This window comes from Parazoarcus communis, assembly GCF_003111665.1.
GTDB classification, from domain to species: domain Bacteria; phylum Pseudomonadota; class Gammaproteobacteria; order Burkholderiales; family Rhodocyclaceae; genus Parazoarcus; species Parazoarcus communis_B.
Genome location: NZ_CP022188.1, coordinates 2,237,695 through 2,255,256, shown reverse-complemented (window position 1 = coordinate 2,255,256; position 17,562 = coordinate 2,237,695). Strand labels below are relative to the sequence as shown.

At 63.0% G+C, this 17,562-nt stretch carries 14 protein-coding genes; 7 read left to right on the top strand and 7 right to left on the bottom strand.

Annotated features, from left to right (window positions below):
* Positions 1 to 54 precede the first annotated feature (54 nt).
* The 4 genes from CEW87_RS10325 to CEW87_RS10310 are packed head-to-tail and all read left to right on the top strand — an operon-like array spanning position 55 to position 4,355.
* The gene (locus CEW87_RS10325; RefSeq protein ID WP_108972790.1) at positions 55 to 1,209 is read left to right on the top strand and encodes an efflux RND transporter periplasmic adaptor subunit; all 1,155 of its coding nucleotides are present in this window, start codon (positions 55 to 57) and stop codon (positions 1,207 to 1,209) included.
* Positions 1,210 to 1,228: 19 nt separating this feature from the next.
* Positions 1,229 to 1,942 (top strand): ABC transporter ATP-binding protein, encoded by a 714-nt coding sequence (locus tag CEW87_RS10320; protein ID WP_108972788.1) that lies wholly within the window; start codon positions 1,229 to 1,231, stop codon positions 1,940 to 1,942.
* Positions 1,939 to 3,147: an ABC transporter permease gene (locus CEW87_RS10315; protein WP_108972787.1), complete on the top strand. Its 1,209-nt coding sequence runs from the start codon at positions 1,939 to 1,941 to the stop codon at positions 3,145 to 3,147. The genes CEW87_RS10320 and CEW87_RS10315 overlap by 4 nt, the downstream gene beginning before the upstream one ends.
* 8 nt (positions 3,148 to 3,155) lie before the next feature.
* Positions 3,156 to 4,355 (top strand): ABC transporter permease, encoded by a 1,200-nt coding sequence (locus CEW87_RS10310; RefSeq protein WP_108972785.1) that lies wholly within the window; start codon positions 3,156 to 3,158, stop codon positions 4,353 to 4,355.
* Positions 4,356 to 4,974: 619 nt separating this feature from the next.
* Here CEW87_RS10310 and CEW87_RS10295 read toward each other — a convergent pair.
* Positions 4,975 to 5,937 (bottom strand): TerC family protein, encoded by a 963-nt coding sequence (locus CEW87_RS10295; RefSeq protein ID WP_108972781.1) that lies wholly within the window; start codon positions 5,935 to 5,937, stop codon positions 4,975 to 4,977.
* A gap of 620 nt (positions 5,938 to 6,557) precedes the next feature.
* Here CEW87_RS10295 and CEW87_RS10290 point away from each other — a divergent pair.
* Positions 6,558 to 7,874 (top strand): hemolysin family protein, encoded by a 1,317-nt coding sequence (locus tag CEW87_RS10290; protein ID WP_108972779.1) that lies wholly within the window; start codon positions 6,558 to 6,560, stop codon positions 7,872 to 7,874.
* 96 nt (positions 7,875 to 7,970) lie between these two features.
* Here CEW87_RS10290 and CEW87_RS22760 read toward each other — a convergent pair whose 3' ends face one another.
* From CEW87_RS22760 to CEW87_RS10270, 4 genes are all read right to left on the bottom strand, one after another.
* On the bottom strand, positions 7,971 to 9,080 hold the full coding sequence (locus tag CEW87_RS22760) for a pseudouridine synthase (protein ID WP_234421718.1): 1,110 nt from the start codon (positions 9,078 to 9,080) through the stop codon (positions 7,971 to 7,973).
* Positions 9,081 to 9,288: 208 nt separating this feature from the next.
* A complete protein-coding gene (locus tag CEW87_RS10280; protein WP_108972777.1) occupies positions 9,289 to 10,575 on the bottom strand; it encodes a TRAP transporter large permease in 1,287 nt (428 codons plus the stop codon).
* Between the two features lie 15 nt (positions 10,576 to 10,590).
* Positions 10,591 to 11,295 carry a TRAP transporter small permease gene (locus tag CEW87_RS10275; RefSeq protein ID WP_108972775.1) on the bottom strand — a complete coding sequence of 235 codons (705 nt, stop codon included), beginning with the start codon at positions 11,293 to 11,295 and terminating at the stop codon, positions 10,591 to 10,593.
* Between the two features lie 69 nt (positions 11,296 to 11,364).
* Positions 11,365 to 12,369: a TRAP transporter substrate-binding protein gene (locus tag CEW87_RS10270; protein ID WP_108972774.1), complete on the bottom strand. Its 1,005-nt coding sequence runs from the start codon at positions 12,367 to 12,369 to the stop codon at positions 11,365 to 11,367.
* 234 nt (positions 12,370 to 12,603) lie between these two features.
* Between CEW87_RS10270 and CEW87_RS10265 the strand changes: the two genes are divergently transcribed.
* Complete coding sequence (locus tag CEW87_RS10265; protein WP_199917210.1) at positions 12,604 to 14,580, top strand: sensor histidine kinase; 1,977 nt, start codon at positions 12,604 to 12,606, stop codon at positions 14,578 to 14,580.
* Positions 14,577 to 15,182 carry a response regulator transcription factor gene (locus tag CEW87_RS10260; protein ID WP_108972772.1) on the top strand — a complete coding sequence of 202 codons (606 nt, stop codon included), beginning with the start codon at positions 14,577 to 14,579 and terminating at the stop codon, positions 15,180 to 15,182. The genes CEW87_RS10265 and CEW87_RS10260 overlap by 4 nt, the downstream gene beginning before the upstream one ends.
* On the opposite strand, the gene tilS is transcribed toward CEW87_RS10260, so the two are convergent.
* Entirely contained in the window at positions 15,172 to 16,434 is a 1,263-nt protein-coding gene (gene tilS / locus CEW87_RS10255) for a tRNA lysidine(34) synthetase TilS (RefSeq protein WP_234421717.1), read from the bottom strand. The two genes, CEW87_RS10260 and tilS, sit on opposite strands and share 11 nt — an antisense overlap.
* Positions 16,435 to 16,499: 65 nt before the next feature.
* The gene (locus CEW87_RS10250; RefSeq protein ID WP_108972770.1) at positions 16,500 to 17,465 is read right to left on the bottom strand and encodes an acetyl-CoA carboxylase carboxyltransferase subunit alpha; all 966 of its coding nucleotides are present in this window, start codon (positions 17,463 to 17,465) and stop codon (positions 16,500 to 16,502) included.
* Between the last annotated feature and the right edge of the window lie 97 nt (positions 17,466 to 17,562).

Genomic DNA, 17,562 nt, shown 5'->3' with positions numbered 1-17,562 from the left:
ACGGAATAACGTGCGACGCCACATGGATCATCAAGCACTGATAGACTCACTGCCATGACGCTCGCACGCCGCCTGTTCTATTTCGTCCTCGTCCTCGCGCTGCTTGGCGGCGCCATCTGGTGGCTGACGCGACCGCAACCTGTTGCCGTTGTGGTGCACGAAGTCGGTCGCGGAAAGGTCGAAGCCAGCATTGCCAATACCCGTGCCGGCGAGGTCGAGGCCTGCCAGCGCACCAAAATGTCGACCATCATTGGCGGGCGGATAGAAGACCTCCCAGTCAGGGAAGGCGATCACGTCAAGGCAGGGCAAGTGCTGATGCGCCTGTGGAACCAGGACATCGACGCCCGCCTCAGCGTCAATCGGACCCAGTTGATCACCGCAGGGCGCCGCGTCCAGGAAGCCTGCGCGCTTGCGGACAATGCCGAGCGCGAAGCAGAACGGCAGGCTGCGCTGGTCAAGCGCGGCTTCGTCTCCGCCAGCGTCGAAGACAAGGCCCGAACCGAGGCCCGGGCGCGTCGCTCGGCCTGCGCTACGGCAAGCGCCGACGTTGCCACGGTCGAGGCACAAATGGCCGCGACCGAGATCGATCGCCAGCGTACGGTGCTGATCGCCCCGTTTGACGGCACCGTCGCCAAGATCACGGGCGAACTCGGCGAGTACGCCACCCCTTCGCCCCCGGGCGTGCCCACACCACCGGCCATCGACCTCATCGACGAATCCTGCCTCTACGTCAAGGCGCCGATGGACGAAATCGACGCGCCCAAGATCCAGCCCGGGCAGGTCGTCCGCATCAGTTTCGAAGCGCTACCGGACAGAACCTTTGCCGGCAAGGTCAAGCGCATCGCGCCCTACATCACGGCAGTGGAAAAACAGGCTCGCACGGTTGAGGTCGACGTTGCCTTCGACCACCCGGAAGAAGCCCGCGGACTGCTCGTGGGCTACAGCGCCGATGTCGAGATCGTGCTCGACACCCGCGAGGACACCCTCCGCATCCCGACCGCAGCCCTGCGCGAAGGCCAGCGCGTGCTGGTCCTGGGCGACGACGGCGTGCTGAGCGAGCGGGCGCTCAAGACCGGGCTCGCCAACTGGGAGCAGACCGAGGTGCTCGAAGGGCTCGCGGCTGGCGAGCGTATCGTCACCTCGCTGGAGCGTGAGGGCGTAAAGGCGGGCGTGCAGGCTGTCGTCGACGACGATGGCAGCACCCGCTGACCACGCCGGAGGCAAAGTGATGGCGCAGATCGAGCTTGAAGGTATCGAGCGCGTCTTTACCCTGGGCGACAGTGAAGTGCATGCACTGAGCGCGGTGTCGCTCACCATCGAGGCGGGCGAGTACGTCGCGGTGATGGGGCCGTCGGGGTCGGGAAAATCCACGCTGCTGAACCTGCTCGGCCTGCTCGATCGCCCTGATGCCGGACACTACCGGCTGGAGGGGCGCGACGTCACCACCTTATCGGCAGACGAGCAGGCGACCGTGCGCCGCAACCGCATCGGCTTCGTGTTCCAGAGCTTCCACCTCGTTCCCCGCCTGACCGCAGCCGAAAACATTGCCTTGCCGCTGATGCTTGCGGGCATGCCGGCATCCGAACGCTCGACCCGCGTAGCGCGCGCGCTGAAGGATTTCGGACTTCAGCCCCGCGCCGACCACCGCCCGGAAGAGCTCTCGGGCGGCCAGCGCCAGCGCGTCGCAATCGCGCGCGCGACCATCATGCAACCGGCTGTGCTGCTGGCCGACGAGCCTACGGGCAACCTCGACCGGCATACCGGACAAGAGGTTACGGCCCTGCTCGAGGCGCTGAACGCCAGTGGCACCACGCTGATCGTTGTCACCCACGACCCCTCGATGGGCGAACGTGCGCGCCGCCGCCTGATGATGGAGGACGGCGCCGTGTGCCAGGATCTGAGCGGAGGCACTGGCATCGACCACGGGACAGAACAAGCGTGACCCCCGCCGATACCCTGCGCTTTGCCACCCGCGCGGCACTGGGCTATCCACTGCGCACCTCGCTGATGGTGCTGGCCATGGCGATCGGCGTCGCGGCAGTCGTCGTGCTGACCGCGCTTGGCGATGGCGCACGGCGTTATGTCGTGGGCGAGTTTGCCTCGCTCGGCGCCAATCTCATTATCGTCCTGCCCGGTCGCAACGAGACCGGCGGCGTCAACGCAGGCAGCTTCGTCACCAGCACCCCGCGCGACCTCACGGTAAATGACGCCGCAGCGCTGCTGCGCGCCCCGCTGGTCAGTCGCATCGCCCCACTGTCGGTCGGCAACTCCGAGATTTCGGTGGGCGGAAAGCTGCGCGACGTGATGGTGCTCGGCACCAGCGCCGACTACCTCGACATCCGCCAGTACAGTGTCGCCCAGGGTCGCTTCCTGCCCCGCGAAGACCTCGGGCGCGCGAGCGCAGTGGCTGTGATCGGAGACAAGATCCGGCGCGAACTGTTCGGCGCCGAAGCGGCGGTGGGGCGCATGGTGCGCGTCGGCGACACGCGCCTGCGCGTGATCGGCGTCATGGCCCCGGCCGGCCAGGGCCTGGGCATGACCACCGACGAACTGGTGATGGTGCCTGTCGCCACCGCGCAGGCCATGTTCAATACCAACACCCTGTTCCGCATCATGGTCGAGGCCCGCAATCGCGACGCCCTTGCCCCCGCACAGAAGCAACTCGAGGACATTCTGCGCGCCCGCCGCGACGGCGAACTCGACGTCACGCTGATTACTCAGGACGCGGTGCTCGGCACCTTCGACCGCATTCTCGGCGCCCTCACAATGGGCGTCGCCGGCATCGCCGCGATCAGCCTTGCAGTTGCCGGCATCCTGGTGATGAACGTGATGCTGGTGGCTGTCACGCAGCGCACCGGCGAAATCGGCCTGCTCAAGGCGCTAGGCGCCACCGGTCGTGACATCCGCTTTGCCTTCCTCACCGAAGCGGCACTGCTGTCGATTGCCGGTGCGCTGGTCGGCTACGGCCTCGGCCACCTCGGCGCCTGGGGCATCCGCCTGGCCTACCCGGTGCTGCCGGCGTGGCCGCCCGACTGGGCCGTCGCGGCCGGCCTCGGCACGGCGCTCAGCACCGGGCTGCTGTTCGGCGTATTGCCGGCAAAGCGGGCTGCACGCCTCGACCCCGTGCAGGCCCTGGCCAAGCGTTAGGACAGGCCATGCTCTGGCGAGACTTCTTCCAGCTCTCACTCCGTGCCCTGATTGCGCACCGCATGCGCAGCTTCCTGACCCTGCTCGGCATCGGCGTCGGCATTGCCGCAGTGATCCTGCTGACCTCGATCGGCGAGGGGCTGCATCAGTTCGTGCTCAAGGAGTTCACCCAGTTCGGCACAAATCTCATCCAGGTCACGCCGGGCCGCCAGGGCGCGCGCGGCGGACCGCCCGGCCTGCCCTCCACCACCAGGGAGCTGACGCTCGAGGATGCGGCCGCGCTCGAGCGTGCGCCCTTCGTCACCGGCGTCACCCCCAATGTGTCGGGAAACTCTGAAGTCCGCGCCAACGGCCGCGTTCGCCGCACCTACATCATGGGTGTGGGCGCAGACATGCAGAACGTGTTCTCGATGCGGGTCAAGAGCGGTCAGTTCCTGCCCCCTGACGATGCGGCCAACGCCCGTGCCTTCATCGTGCTCGGCTCCACGCTCAAGCGCGAACTCTTCGGCACCGCCAATCCGCTCGGCGAACGGGTGCAGATCGGTGGCGAACGTTACCGCGTCATCGGTGTCATGGAGAGCAAGGGACAGTTTCTCGGCATCGATCTCGACGACACGGCCTACATCCCCACGGCACGCGCGCTGTCGCTGTACAACCGTGACGGCCTGATGGAAATCAACATCACCTACGACGAAGGGGTTGCCGCGTCGCGGGTCGCCGCCGCGGTGAAGAAGATCCTGGTCACGCGCCATGGGCGTGATGACTTCACCCTCACCACCCAGGAGGACATGCTGGCCAGCCTCTCGAACATCCTCGACATCCTCACCGCAGCCGTCGGTGCCTTGGGCGGCATTTCGCTGCTGGTGGGCGGCGTTGGCATCATCACCATCATGACCATCGCAGTGGCCGAACGCACCAACGAAATCGGCCTGCTGGTTGCGCTTGGCGCGCGGCGCAGAACCATTCTCGGGCTGTTCCTTGGCGAGGCCGTGGCGCTTGCGGCGATCGGCGGCCTGTTCGGCCTCGTCATCGGCGCCGGCATTGCCCAGCTGATCGGACTTTTTGTCCCTGCCTTGCCGGTGACCACGCCCTGGCACTTTGTTTTCGTCGCCGAATCCGTGGCCGTGCTTATTGGCCTGGCCGCCGGGGTCATGCCCGCACGCCGTGCCGCAGGCATGAACGCGGTCGAAGCCCTGCGCGCGGAGTAAGCCATGCCCTCACGCCGCCTCCGCACCCTGACCGTTCTGCTCTGCCTTCTGCCAGGCACCTCGTCGATTGCCGCGCCCGCTGCCTGGCATTGGTGGCAAAGCAAGCTGGACGGACGCCTGTTTTGTGCCCAGGCCTCGCCCGGCCCGGGCTGGAACAAACTCTCGCGCCCCTATCTGGACGTGAACTGCAAGAAGCCTGCCCCGCAGCCCCCGGGCACATCGCGCCCCCGGTTTGAGCCAGGTCAACCCGAGGCGGATTCGCCGCACAGAGTTCACACCCAACGCCTAGAATGACATTGACAAAGCAGGTAGCAACTGATCCATAGAATCTAGCGCAGGAGACAATCATGAGCATATTCGACTCCCCCATCGGCCGCTGTGACGCGGTGAAGGAAATGGTCTTGCTGGATGAAACCCAAGCCGAGTGTGCATGCGAACATGAGTGCCCGCCGGGCAGGGAATGCCCGCTCGACGGTCACTTCACACCCGTAAGCGGACTATCCGAAGAAGACGCTGTGCTTCTCGCGCAGAAACCGGCAAGCCGGAAAGCCCGGACAAACTGAATCACGATGGAGCATCGCGCCGGCGCATGCGAATGAGCGAATAGCCCGCAGACCGTTCAATGGGCATGCGCTCGTTCGCGCGCCGAGTGCCACAGGCTGGCACCCACCGCCAACGCAAGCAGCACGGCGACGACCCCAAGCGACACCATTACCGGAATCTTCACCCACTCGACAATCAGCATCTTGGTGCCGATAAATATCAGGATTGCTGCCAGACCGTATTTGAGCAGCGAGAAGCGATCGCCCAGATCGGCCAGCAGGAAGTACATCGCCCGCAAACCGAGGATCGCGAACAGGTTTGAGGTCAGCACGATGAAGGGATCGGTGGTGATCGCAAAGATCGCGGGGATGCTGTCGACCGCAAAGATCACGTCGGAGATTTCCACCAGCACCAGCGCAAGCAGTAACGGGGTCGCCATGCGAACCCCATCGCGCATCACGAAGAAGCGCTCGCCCTCAAGCCGCTCGGTGATCGGGTAGTGATTGCGAATCCAGCGGATGAAGGGGTTTTTCTCCAGGTTCGGATCGTGCTCGGCGAACCACACCATTTTGATCCCGGTGATGACCAGGAAGGCGCCGAACACGTAGAGCAGCCAGTGAAACTCGGTCACGAGCCAACTACCGGCAAAAATCAGGATCGTACGCAACGCGATTGCCCCCACGATGCCATACAACAACACCCTGCGCTGCAATTCGAGCGGCACGGCGAAATAGCTGAAGATCATCATCCAGACGAAGACGTTGTCGACCGCCAGCGACTTCTCGACCAGGTAGCCGGTCAGAAATGCCACCGCCTTCTCGTTGGCAACAAGCCGACCGAGGCTGACATCGAGGTACCACCACAGCCCCGCCGCGAACAGCATTGCCGCCGACACCCAGGCGACCGACCACGCGGCAGCCTCCCTGAGTGACACACGGTGCTGTTGTCCGCCCTTGAACAGAAAGAGGTCTGCCGCCAGCATCGCCAGCACGATGACTGCAAACGCCACCCACATCCACCACGTACCGATCGATTCCACCGCTGACTCCGCACAGAAAACAAAAAGGGCCTGTTCCCGAAGGACACAGACCCTGGATGCACGCTATCCATGCACGGACCTTGCCCTCGGGCAAGGTCTCGCCTGCGACGGTATTCCGTCGCCCGAAGCACCGGGAGGCCGTCGCGAGACGAACCAGCCGTGATGACGATGCTGCGGCGTTGAAAAGCTACTCCCCTTGATTCCACGCAGTCTATATCGCGTTACGCCGAAGTCAAGGTGCCGAAGGATGGGGCAACCACATTCTTCAGGGCCGTGACAAGGATGCAGACTTGCGGCATGATCGCCGCTTCTCAACAGATCAGGGCTTGCGCGGGGTTTGACAACTCCGCACTATGAGTTGCTTCTGCCCTTCCCGTGGCCTCGTCCCCCAGTCGTCAAATAATGGCGCACCCGACGCATCCGGCCAGTGGTCCACGTCAGCCCACCCGCGCGGGGATCCTGTCCGCCCTGATGCGTCCTTCCGCGCCCCTGCGGCGCAGGCACCGACGCAGCGCTTGATGGCGACCGGCCCTGCCCTTCGCTCCACCCCATCACGAATCTTTCAGCATGCCTGCGGGCAGGGCTGCACACGTCACGACTCAGGAAACTGAAAACCTTCCATGGAAATACTCCTGCTTACCGCCCTCATCGTCGTGAACGGCCTTTTCGCAATGTCCGAAATTGCCCTGGTGACTGCACGCCGGGCGCGCCTCGCGCGTCTGGCCGAAGACGGTGACGGTTCCGCTGCCGTCGCAATGAAACTCGGCGAAGAGCCGACGCGCTTTCTGTCGACCATCCAGATCGGCATCACCTCCATCGGCATCCTCAATGGCATCGTCGGCGAAGCAGCGCTCGCGGGCCCGCTGGCAATCTGGCTGCAAACGCTCGGGATGGAGCAGCGCATGAGCGAAATCGGCTCTACCGTGCTGGTCGTGGTGGTCATTACCTATGTCTCGATCGTGGTCGGCGAGCTGGTGCCGAAACGCATCGGTCAGATCAATCCGGAGGGTATTGCCCGTCTCGTGGCGCGTCCGATGTACCTGTTGTCGATCGCCTCCCGCCCTTTCGTCCACCTGCTGGCCGGCTCCACCGCGCTGCTGCTGAGACTGATGGGACAGCGCGAGTCCGGCGGCCCCAGTGTCACGGAGGAGGAGATCCACGCAATGCTCGACGAAGGGTCGGAAGCAGGCGTGATCGAGAAAAGCGAACACGAGATGGTGCGCAACGTCTTTCGACTGGATGATCGCCAGATCGCTTCGTTGATGGTGCCGCGCTCGGACATGGTCTGGCTCGACGTTAACCGCCCGCCCGAGGAGAACATGACCCTGATGGCAGAGTCCTGCTACTCACGCTTCCCGGTGTGCCGCGGGGGCCTCGATGACATCCTCGGCATCGTCAGCTCGAAGCAGCTCTTCAACCAGATGCTGCGTGGCGCCCGGGTCGACCTCACCCATGACTTGCAGCCCCCGGTGTATGTGCCTGAGTCGCTCACCGGCATGGAACTGCTTGATCAGCTCCGCGCCTCCGGCGCGCATACGGTGTTCGTGATCGACGAATACGGCGAAGTTCAGGGCATGGTCACCCTGCATGACGTAATTGAATCGGTAACCGGAGAGTTCACGCCTCAAAACAAGGAAGAAGCCTGGGCCATGCAACGCGAGGACGGTTCCTGGCTGCTCGACGGCCTGATTCCGATTGTGGAGCTGAAGGATCGACTCGGCTTCAAGACCGTGCCAGAGGAAGAAAAGGGGCGTTATCACACCCTGTCCGGCATGGTCATGTGGCTGCTCGGACGCCTGCCCAACACAGGGGATATCGCCACCTGGGAAGGCTGGCGCCTGGAAGTGATCGACCTCGACGGCAAGCGGATCGACAAGGTACTTGCCACCGCCCTGCCAATGACCTCGCCCGACCCGAACTCGAACGAGGGCGGCTGAGCACGCTGCTCGTTCAAACAGTCAGGGACGGCAGCGGCGCCACAAGCCCGGGCGAGGCCGCCAATGCCAGCAGCCCCTCCAATCCGTGATTGCGACTCAGGCGAATGATTCGTCGTCGGACAGGTAACGCCACTGCCCGAGGGGCAGGTCGCGCAGGGCGACCTTGCCGATCCGCACCCGCTTGAGGCCCACCACATTCAGTCCCACCAGTTCGCACATGCGGCGGATCTGGCGCTTGCGCCCCTCGCGCAGCACGAATCGCAACTGGTCATCGTTGATCCACTCGACCTTCGCCTCGCGCAGCGGACGATCGTCCAGCCACAAACCATGGTTGAGCAGTGCCAGACCATTTTCGGCCAGCTGTCCCTCAACCCGCACGATGTACTCTTTTTCCACCGAAGAGTTGTCGCCGATCAGCTGACGGGCGATGCGGCCATCCTGAGTAAACACCAGCAAGCCGGTCGAGTCGATATCGAGCCGGCCGGCCGGCGCCAGCCCCTTGAACTGCGAGGGGTGAAAGCGTTGCGAAGTTTCGTGGTCATACTGGGTGTCACTGCCAATCAGTGCCATTGCCGGCTGATACCCCGGCTCGGGCTGGCCGGACACGTAGCCAACGGGCTTGTGCAGCAGAATGGTCACGCGTTGCGCTTGTTCCTGCTTGGCCTCCGGGGCCAGCGCAATGCGTGCATCAGGATCGATCCGGGTCCCGAGTTCGGACACCCGCTTGCCATCGACGAACACCCAGCCGCGCTCGATCAGCTCGTCAGCTTCACGACGCGAACAGATACCACGATCCGCCATGACCTTCGACAGGCGCAGTCCTTCTGCGGTGGACGTGCGCGGCGTCAGCGGCGGGCCGGGCGGGATGGCACGGTGCTCACGGGACGGGGTGCGATTATCGGAACGGGCACCGCTGCGACCATCATTGCGGCCATCACTTCGCGCATCGGTGCGCCCACCGCTGCGCCCTGCATCACGCGCTTCGGGCTTGCCCGCACGTCGGGGCGGATTCGCGTCCTTTGCGCGTCTGTCATCCGGGCGCGAATCGCGACCGCCACGCCCACCCTGCTCGCCTTCCTTCTTCGGCTTGCGCCGCACATCTGCGGCGTCGGCGGGTGGCGCCTCGGGTGCGGGACGATTGACCTTGAGCGTACCTGCAATGCGGGACGGGGCCGGCTGCGGCGGATTCTTGCGGACAGTATTCAAAACAGACCTCGGGCGTCGGACGACGTTTTCAGAGAAACAGGCGCAATTATGCGCCGAAGTGGGACGCAAGGCGCACGAAACGCTTCTGCGCGCTGCGATGCGGCCGTTGCGTCGGCGAGTTCGCACTGCTGCATTCAGCACGACAGCCGAACAAAAAACAAAACCCGGCACGAGGCCGGGTTCTGCAGTTTGCTTCGAACAGCACCGGTTACATCATGCCCAGTGCCTTGGGCAGGAAGGTCGAGATGCTCGGTATGTAGGTGATCATCATCAGGAACACCAGCATGGTGTACAACCACGGCATTACGGCCTTGCTCATCTCGGTCAGGCCAGCATTGGTAATGCCGCTGGCCACGAACAGGTTGAGTCCGACCGGTGGCGTAATCATGCCGATTTCCATGTTCACCGTGATCATCACGCCAAAGTGGATCGGGTCGATGCCAAGCGCCACGGCCACCGGGAACAGGATCGGCGCCAGGATCAGGATGATCGAGGACGGCTCCATCAGCGCGCCGGCTACGATCAGCAGAATGTTCACCACGATCAGGAAGCCGATCTGCCCCATGCCACTGGCAACGATCGCATCCGCCATACGCTGCGGAATCTGCTCGGAGGTGAGAATGAAAGAGAACAGGATCGCACTGGCAATGATGAACAGCAGCATCGCGCTCATGTTTGCCGAGTCGAGCAGCACCCGGGGAATCTGCTTGAAGGTCAGATCCTTGTACACGAACACCGCAATGAAGAAGGCGTACACCGCGCTCATCGCTGCCGCTTCGGTCGGAGTAAACATGCCGGAATAGATCCCCCCCATCACCACGACGATCAGCATCAGGCCCCAGAAGGCATCCTTGAAGTAGCGCAACTTCAACTTCCACGGTGCGCGGGGCAGCGTCGGGTAGTTGTTCTTCTTGGCCACATACCAGGTGCATAGACCAAGCATGAATGCCAGCAACAGACCTGGGATCACCCCCGCCATGAACAGCGCGCCGACCGACGAGTTGGTCGTCACCGCGTACATCACCATGACGATGGATGGCGGAATCAGGATACCCAGACCGCCCGCCGAAGCCACCACGCCCGCGCCGAAGCGAATCGGATAGCCCTGCTTGACCATTGCCGGAATCAGGATTGAGCCGATTGCCACCACGGTTGCCGGACTGGAGCCCGACACCGCCGCGAACAGCGCGCATGCCAATACCGCCGACATGCCCAGACCGCCGCGCAGGTGACCGACCATTGCCGTGGCAAAGTTGATCATGCGTCGTGCCACGCCGCCGTGGGTCAGGAAGTTGCCAGCGAGGATGAAGAACGGGATCGCCATGATCTCGAACTTCTCGATACCGGTGAACATTTTCAACGCCACCGCTTCGAGCGGTACATCGGTAAAGATGAACATGAAGCTCAGCACGGTGAGGCCAAGCGCCACGCCTACAGGCATGCCGATCGCCATCAGTACGACGAGCAGGCCGAAAATCGCAAGTGTATTAGTCATTCCTGCATGCTCCTGTTAGCGCTTGTCGTCGGTGTCGGGACGATCTGAACGGGGCTTGCCAGCCTGCCCGTGCTCGATATCCTCATACATCGAGATTGCTTCACCCTCGAGCAGCACGCTCTCATCCTGTTCTTCGTCCAGTCCTTCGACATGGCCGTGGTCGTGACGGGGCAGTTCGCCGGTCTGGGCAAAGCTGACCATCACCTGCAGGAAACGGAAGCACATCAGGAAGGAACCCAGCGGAACCGCGGCGTACACGATCCAGGTCGGCCATTCAAGGTCCGGGGTAGTCGGGCCTTCGTAGAAATTGCCAACATCGCTGCCGAACAGGGAGAGGGTCTCGTAGGCCATGCCGTTCTCCCAGATGAACAGCGCGCCAAACACGCCGATCAGTCCGGTAAAGATGACGCCGCACACGAGGCCGAGCTGGATCATGGCCGCACGGGGCTTGTCCGACAGCTTGTTGACGAGGATATCGACACCCACGTGGATGCCGGTGCGTACGCCATAGGCCGCACCGAACTTGGCCATCCACACGAAAAGGATGATGCAGAACTCCTGCGCCCAGCCAAAGTTCATCGACAGCAACCAGTCCTGCAGATACGGAATCTCGTAGCCGGACATGTAGCGATGAACAACCGAAATGAAGATCACCACCGTTGCCACCGCCATCAGCGACGCAATGATGATCTCTTCGAGACGATCGAGAATTTTATTCATGGGGGGTCTCCCTGCAAAAAACGCCCGTCAGGTGACGGCCTGACGGGCGCTTCCGGGTACAGAAACGAATTACAGCTTGGACGGATCGAATCCCGTTTCCTTGTAGATGGACTGGATCAGGTCAGCCCCGATACGCGACTCCATCTTCTTGTGTACCGGCGCCAGCGCCTTCTTGAAAGCCAGCTTTTCAGCCGGGGTCAGCTGATACACCTCGGTCTTGCCCGAAGCACGGACGGCAGCCAGAGCCTTGTCGTTCTCTTCCTTGGCAATCGTGTTGGCGTATTCGGTCGACTCGACCATGGCCTTCTCGAGTTCGGTGCGAACAGCAGACGGCAGCCCATCCCAGAACTTCTTGTTGGTGATCACGGCGTAACCTAGGTAACCGTGCTCGGTCAGGGTCACGTTCTTCTGCACTTCGTGCATCTTCTGCGTGTACAGGTTGGAGTGCGGGTTCTCGGTGCCATCAACCACGCCGGTCTGCAGCGCCTGATAGACCTCGGAGAATGCCATCACCTGCGGCAGCGACTTCAGTTCGCGCATCTGCTCTTCGAGCACCTTGGACGACTGAATGCGCATCTTCTTGCCCTTCAGGTCATCGGGCGTCTTGATCGGGGTGTTGGCCGAGAACGACTTGAAGCCGTTGTCCCAGAATGCCAGGCCCTTGATGCCCTTGGCCTCAAGCTTGGACAGCATCATCTGACCGACCGGGCCCGTCGTCACCTTGTGCAGGTCGGCGTAGCCGTCGAAGATGTAGGGCAGATCGAAGGCTTCGAATTCACGCACGCCGAGCGGACCGAATTTGGCCAGCGACGGGGCAAGCAGCTGGACGGCGCCAAGCTGCAGCGCTTCCATCTCTTCCTTGTCCTTGTACAGGGTGCTGTTCGCGTAAACTTCGACCTTCACTGCACCGCTGGTGTATTTTTCGGCCAGTTCCTTGAATTTCTCGGCGGCCTTGCCCTTGGGGGTATCCGTTGCCACGACGTGGCTGAACTTGATTACGATAGGATCGGCAGCAACAGCAGTTGCGGTGATGCCGGCAGCAATAAGACCCAGTAGAAGCGCACGAATTTTCATTACCCATCTCCTCCAATTGAGAAACTGACGCACTGAATGCGTTTTCGACTCGATAACGGCATGTCTTACACACCGGCATACGAGACTTCAAGGACGGCCAAACCCGCCGTAAAGTGTGAGCATACTGGTCGATCGGAAATATGATCGCAATTGTGGAATACCGCAAATCCGATGGATGCGGGCATAAACATCGTCAATGCAGCCGATTTCAAGCCAAGGTCCAACATCCGCGTAATGCTCCCCCCCTCCGACCCCCAGAACACCACGCGCAACCGCTGGATCGGTCGCCTTCCGTATTTTTTCCTCACCCTGTTCCTCGCAACCATTGTGCTGCTGGTCTGGCTCACACGGCAGTACGACGCCGAGGAGCAGCAGACGACGCTGCTCACCGATGTCCTGTGGATGGAGCAGAACCTGCGCTTTCAGCTCGATCGTAACGAGGCCCTGCTGTTGCAGATCGGCCCGGAGCTCCTGCTCAGCGCCGGGCGACCGTCGGGTCAGACCGAGGCACAATTGCGCCAGCTGATGAGCCAGGATCGCGGCATCGTCCGCGTGCTGTGGCTCGACAAGGATGGCGAGCTCAAGGGGTCCCTGCCCCCTGCTCAGGACCGCGGCCTGGTTGGCGAGGCCGACGGCGCAGTTCCCTCGGAATCGGGCATGACCCTTGCACGCGGGCTCGGACGGCCGGTCTATGGCCCGGCCTACCCGGTGGTCAACGACAGGTACCACTTCGAAGTACATGTTCCCGCGTGGTCGGACGATGCGTTTCTGGGCGTGGTCGTGGCGGTCTACTCACTCTCCGATCTTGTTTCCCGCGAATTGCCGTGGTGGTTCTCGGAGCGATACCGCGTTGCGGTGCTCGATCCGGACGGACAGGAAATTGCAGCAAAGTCCAAGATTGCACCGCTTGCTTCCCACCTGAGCTACACCACCCCCTTCGACCCCCCGGGGCGCGGCCTGATGCTGCAGATCACGGCCTACAAGGGCGAAACCCGGTGGGTGCTGGTCCTGCTGATTGCCTCCATCGTGCTCTTTGGAACCGTCATCGTATGGAGCACCTGGCAATTGCGACGCCAGCTTGCGCGCCGTCAGGCCGCCGAACAGGCATTGAGGCGGGAATCCGCGTTTCGCAAGGCCATGGAGGACTCGGTCATCACCGGACTGAGGGCGCGCGACCATGAAGGCCGCATCACCCACGTCAATCCGGCCTTCTGCCGCATGACCGGATACAGCGCCGACGAGCTGATCGGCGCCACGCCACCCATGCCTTACTGGGACCCGGACCAGATCGACCGCACACTGGAAGTTCACGACAACGTGATGTCGGCCGGCACGCCGGTGGACGGCCTCGAGGTCTCGCTGCGGCGCAAGAACGGGGAGCGCTTCGACGCCCTGATCTTCGAAGCGCCCCTGATCGATGCGGAAGGACGCGACAACGGCTGGATGGGCTCGGTACTGGACATCACCGAGCAGAAGCGGGCGCGCGAACTTGCACGCCAGCAGGAAGAACGCCTGCAGGCCACCTCGCGCCTGGTCACCATGGGTGAAATGGCCTCCACGCTGGCACACGAACTGAACCAGCCGCTGGCCGCCATTGCCAGCTACAACAGCGGCTGCATCAACCGTCTCGATGCGAGCGAGATTGATCCTGCCGAGTTGCGCGAGATCCACGAGAAGATTGGCCGCCAGGCGCGTCGTGCGGGCGAGATCATCCGCCGCGTGCATGACTTCGTGCGCCGCTCCGAACCGAAGCGTGAAACCGTCGACCTTAACGCCATCATCGTCGAGGCGGTCGGCCTCATCGAGGCTGATGCGCGCAAACGCCGGATGCGCATCACCACCGAGCTGCGACCGAACCCGCCCATGGTGACGGCAGACCCGGTCATGATCGAGCAGATCCTCGTGAACCTCGTGCGTAACGGCATGGATGCGATGCGCAGTACGCCTGCCGCATTGCGGGAAGTGCGCATCCGCACCCACAGCACCGGGAGCATGATGGAAGTACAGGTCTGCGACCGCGGTGCCGGCATTGATGCAGAGTCTGCAGCCCGCCTCTTCCAGCCCTTTTTCACCACCAAGGAGGAAGGCATGGGCATGGGACTCAACATCTGTCGCTCGATTGCCGAACTCCACCATGGCCGCCTGACGTTTGAGCCAAACCCTTCAGGCGGTACCATCTTCATCCTTTCGCTACCGGTAGAACGCCAATGACCCAGGCTTGCGCCCACATCATCGACGACGACGAAGCCATTCGCGATGCCCTGCAGTGGCAGTTCCGGACCCGCGGCGTGGCATGCCGGATATGGCCCGGCGCTGAAGCGTTTCTCGCAGCCTGGCAGCCCGAATGGCGCGGCTGCATCGTGCTCGACATCCGCATGGAGGGCATGAGCGGCCTGGAGTGCTTCGACGTGCTCATCGAACGCAACTGCACCTTGCCGGTGATCTTCATCACCGGTCACGGCGACGTACCCATGGCGGTGAGCGCACTCAAGAAAGGCGCCTTCGACTTCATCGAAAAACCGTTCAACGACAACGACCTGATCGAGCATGTGCAGCGCGCGTTCGACCGCGACGCCGCCAGCCAGCAGGCCGCAGCCGATCGCGACACGGTCGAGGCCAGACTGGCCACGCTGACGGCACGCGAACGTGAGGTCATGGAGCTGATTCTGGAAGGGAAATTCAACAAGGTCATTGCCGACGACCTATCGATCTCGATGCGCACCGTCGAGGCACACCGGTCACGGGTGTTCGACAAGATGCAGGTGCGCTCTGCGGTCGAACTGGCGCAGATGCTGACTACGCTCAGGAGCTGACCGGCACCCACTCAGGCACGAAACCCTCATCCCCGGGCGGGCAGGCAAAAGCCGCGTCGATGCCGATACCGCCGATCCAGGCCACGCTGCCGTCGACCTCCAGCACAGGCAGACGGTCGCGCATCCACGCCGGGATGCCGGCCTCCTGGCACAGATTCTTGAACGTGCGACTGGGCCGTTCCGGCGCCAGGCGCATGCGCAGGCCCGCCGAGCGCGTCACCAGACTCAGCTTCGCTGCCTGATCCAGCGCAGCACGGGCAATGCCGCGACCCTTTGCCGCGCTGAACACCACCCTGCCATCGCCCCACGGCTTCTCGACAGCCGCCGTTCCGCCCCAGTGACAAGGCGCCGGCAGGCCGCCCCCCACGGACTCCAGCCAGACCTCACCGCGGTAGGCACAGCAGGCCAGATCGCCGAGCGGAAAATAAAGCGGTCGCACTGCAGGCGCAGCACGCAGTTGGCGCAAAGCCTCCAGCAGGCGCGCACGGGAGGGGGCTGGCATGCCGCAGCGGCGGGCCTGCCAGCGCAACAGATTGGCGACCCGCGCATCAGACAGCGCAAGCACGCCATCCCGCCTCAGCATGCGGCCGCCGCAGGCGTGCTCATCGCTGGCGGCAAGCTCGTCGAGCAGATCGCTGGCTTCTCTGAAATGCGCCGCAGCCCGTGCAATCGAGGCTGAAGCTGAGGGATAGGCGGTTTCGATCGCCGGCAGAATACGATGGCGAATGTCGTTGCGCGCAAAGCGACAGTCGGTATTGCTGTCGTCCTCGACCCAGGTCAGTGCGTGCGCATGAGCCCAGTCGCGGATGTCCGCACGGCCGAAGCCCAGCATCGGGCGCAGACGCCCTGCACGACCTTCCGCTCCGGGCTCGACGGCCACCATGGCGCTCGCGCCACGCAAGCCGGTTCCACGAAAAAGGCGAAACAGAACCGTTTCAGCCTGATCGTCGCGGTGATGGCCAAACACCAGCCAGTCACACTCCACCGTCTCCAGAACGGCGTGTCGGGCCTTGCGCGCCGCAGACTCCAGCCCCTCGTGGTCGTCGCGTGCGACATCGACCGTAAACGCAATGAAGGGAATACCGCGGTGACTGCACAGTGCTGTGCAGTGTGCCTGCCAGGCGCTGGCTGCAGGGTTCAGACCATGGTTCACATGCGCCGCACACAGCGCATGGCCAAAGCGCGACTGCAAGCCCGCCAGCAGGTCCAGCAGAACGATCGAATCAACCCCGCCGGAGAGCGCACAGCACAAGCGGCTACGCGCCCCGACGCCAGCCGCCTCAAGGACGGCCGCTGCTGCCTGTAGCGGGGATGTACTCAGGCTGCCTGTTCCTTGTAGCGGCCGTAACCCATCAGCTTCTCGATCCGCTGCGCCACCAGATCGGCAGGCGTCATCGAATCGACCTGACGCAAGGCATCGGTCAGCGCGCGCTTCAGGCTCTGCGCCATCGCACGATGATCGCGGTGCGCACCACCCACGGGCTCGTTGACGATCTTGTCGATCAGGCCCAGCGACTTCAGGCGAGCAGCCGTAATACCCATGGTTTCTGCCGCTTCCGACGCCTTGTCCGCGCTCTTCCACAAGATGGAGGCGCAGCCTTCGGGGGAGATCACCGAGTAGGTGGAATACTGCAGCATCATCACCTGGTCGCCGACGGCAATCGCCAGCGCGCCACCCGAGCCGCCTTCGCCGATGATCGTGCAGATCAGCGGCACCTTGAGCTCGGCCATCACGTAGAGGTTGTGGCCGATGGCCTCGGACTGCCCACGCTCCTCGGCACCGATGCCCGGATAGGCGCCCGGTGTATCGACGAAAGTGAACACCGGCAGGCCGAATTTCTCCGCCAGCTTCATCAGCCGCATGGCCTTGCGGTAACCCTCGGGCCGCGGCATGCCGAAGTTGCGCACGATCTTTTCTTTGGTATCGCGCCCTTTCTGGTGGCCGATGACCACGCAACTCTGGCCATTGAAGCGCGCCAGACCACCCACGATTGCCTTGTCGTCGGCAAAGGCGCGATCGCCGTGCAGCTCTTCGAAATCGGTGAAGATATGCTGGACATAGTCCAGCGTGTAAGGACGCTGCGGATGGCGTGCGACCTGCGCGATCTGCCACGGCGTGAGCTTGCCGTAGAGATCCTTGGTCATCGTGTGGCTCTTGGCCTCGAGTCGGCCGATCTCCTCGGAGATGTCCACCGCAGAGTCGTCCTGCACGAAACGCAACTGTTCGATCTTGCCTTCAAGCTCGGCAATCGACTGTTCGAAGTCCAGAAAGGTGGTCTTCATGGGACCTTTCCCGTTGAAAAAAAGTCATCCATTGTAACCGCTCGCGCAGCTCTCGGCCGCAGCAAGCACAAATGCAAAGGGGCGACCCCTTTGCGGA

Excerpts from the sequence above, each read along its gene's own strand:
- CEW87_RS10280 (WP_108972777.1), bottom strand. The coding sequence starts at position 10,575 with ATGACTAATACACTTGCGATTTTCGGCCTGCTCGTCGTACTGATGGCG.
- CEW87_RS10320 (WP_108972788.1), top strand. The coding sequence starts at position 1,229 with ATGGCGCAGATCGAGCTTGAAGGTATCGAGCGCGTCTTTACCCTGGGC.
- CEW87_RS10260 (WP_108972772.1), top strand. The coding sequence starts at position 14,577 with ATGACCCAGGCTTGCGCCCACATCATCGACGACGACGAAGCCATTCGC.
- CEW87_RS10275 (WP_108972775.1), bottom strand. The coding sequence starts at position 11,295 with ATGAATAAAATTCTCGATCGTCTCGAAGAGATCATCATTGCGTCGCTG.
- CEW87_RS10265 (WP_199917210.1), top strand. The coding sequence starts at position 12,604 with ATGCTCCCCCCCTCCGACCCCCAGAACACCACGCGCAACCGCTGGATC.
- CEW87_RS10325 (WP_108972790.1), top strand. The coding sequence starts at position 55 with ATGACGCTCGCACGCCGCCTGTTCTATTTCGTCCTCGTCCTCGCGCTG.
- CEW87_RS10290 (WP_108972779.1), top strand. The coding sequence starts at position 6,558 with ATGGAAATACTCCTGCTTACCGCCCTCATCGTCGTGAACGGCCTTTTC.
- CEW87_RS10310 (WP_108972785.1), top strand. The coding sequence starts at position 3,156 with ATGCTCTGGCGAGACTTCTTCCAGCTCTCACTCCGTGCCCTGATTGCG.
- CEW87_RS10270 (WP_108972774.1), bottom strand. The coding sequence starts at position 12,369 with ATGAAAATTCGTGCGCTTCTACTGGGTCTTATTGCTGCCGGCATCACC.
- CEW87_RS10250 (WP_108972770.1), bottom strand. The coding sequence starts at position 17,465 with ATGAAGACCACCTTTCTGGACTTCGAACAGTCGATTGCCGAGCTTGAA.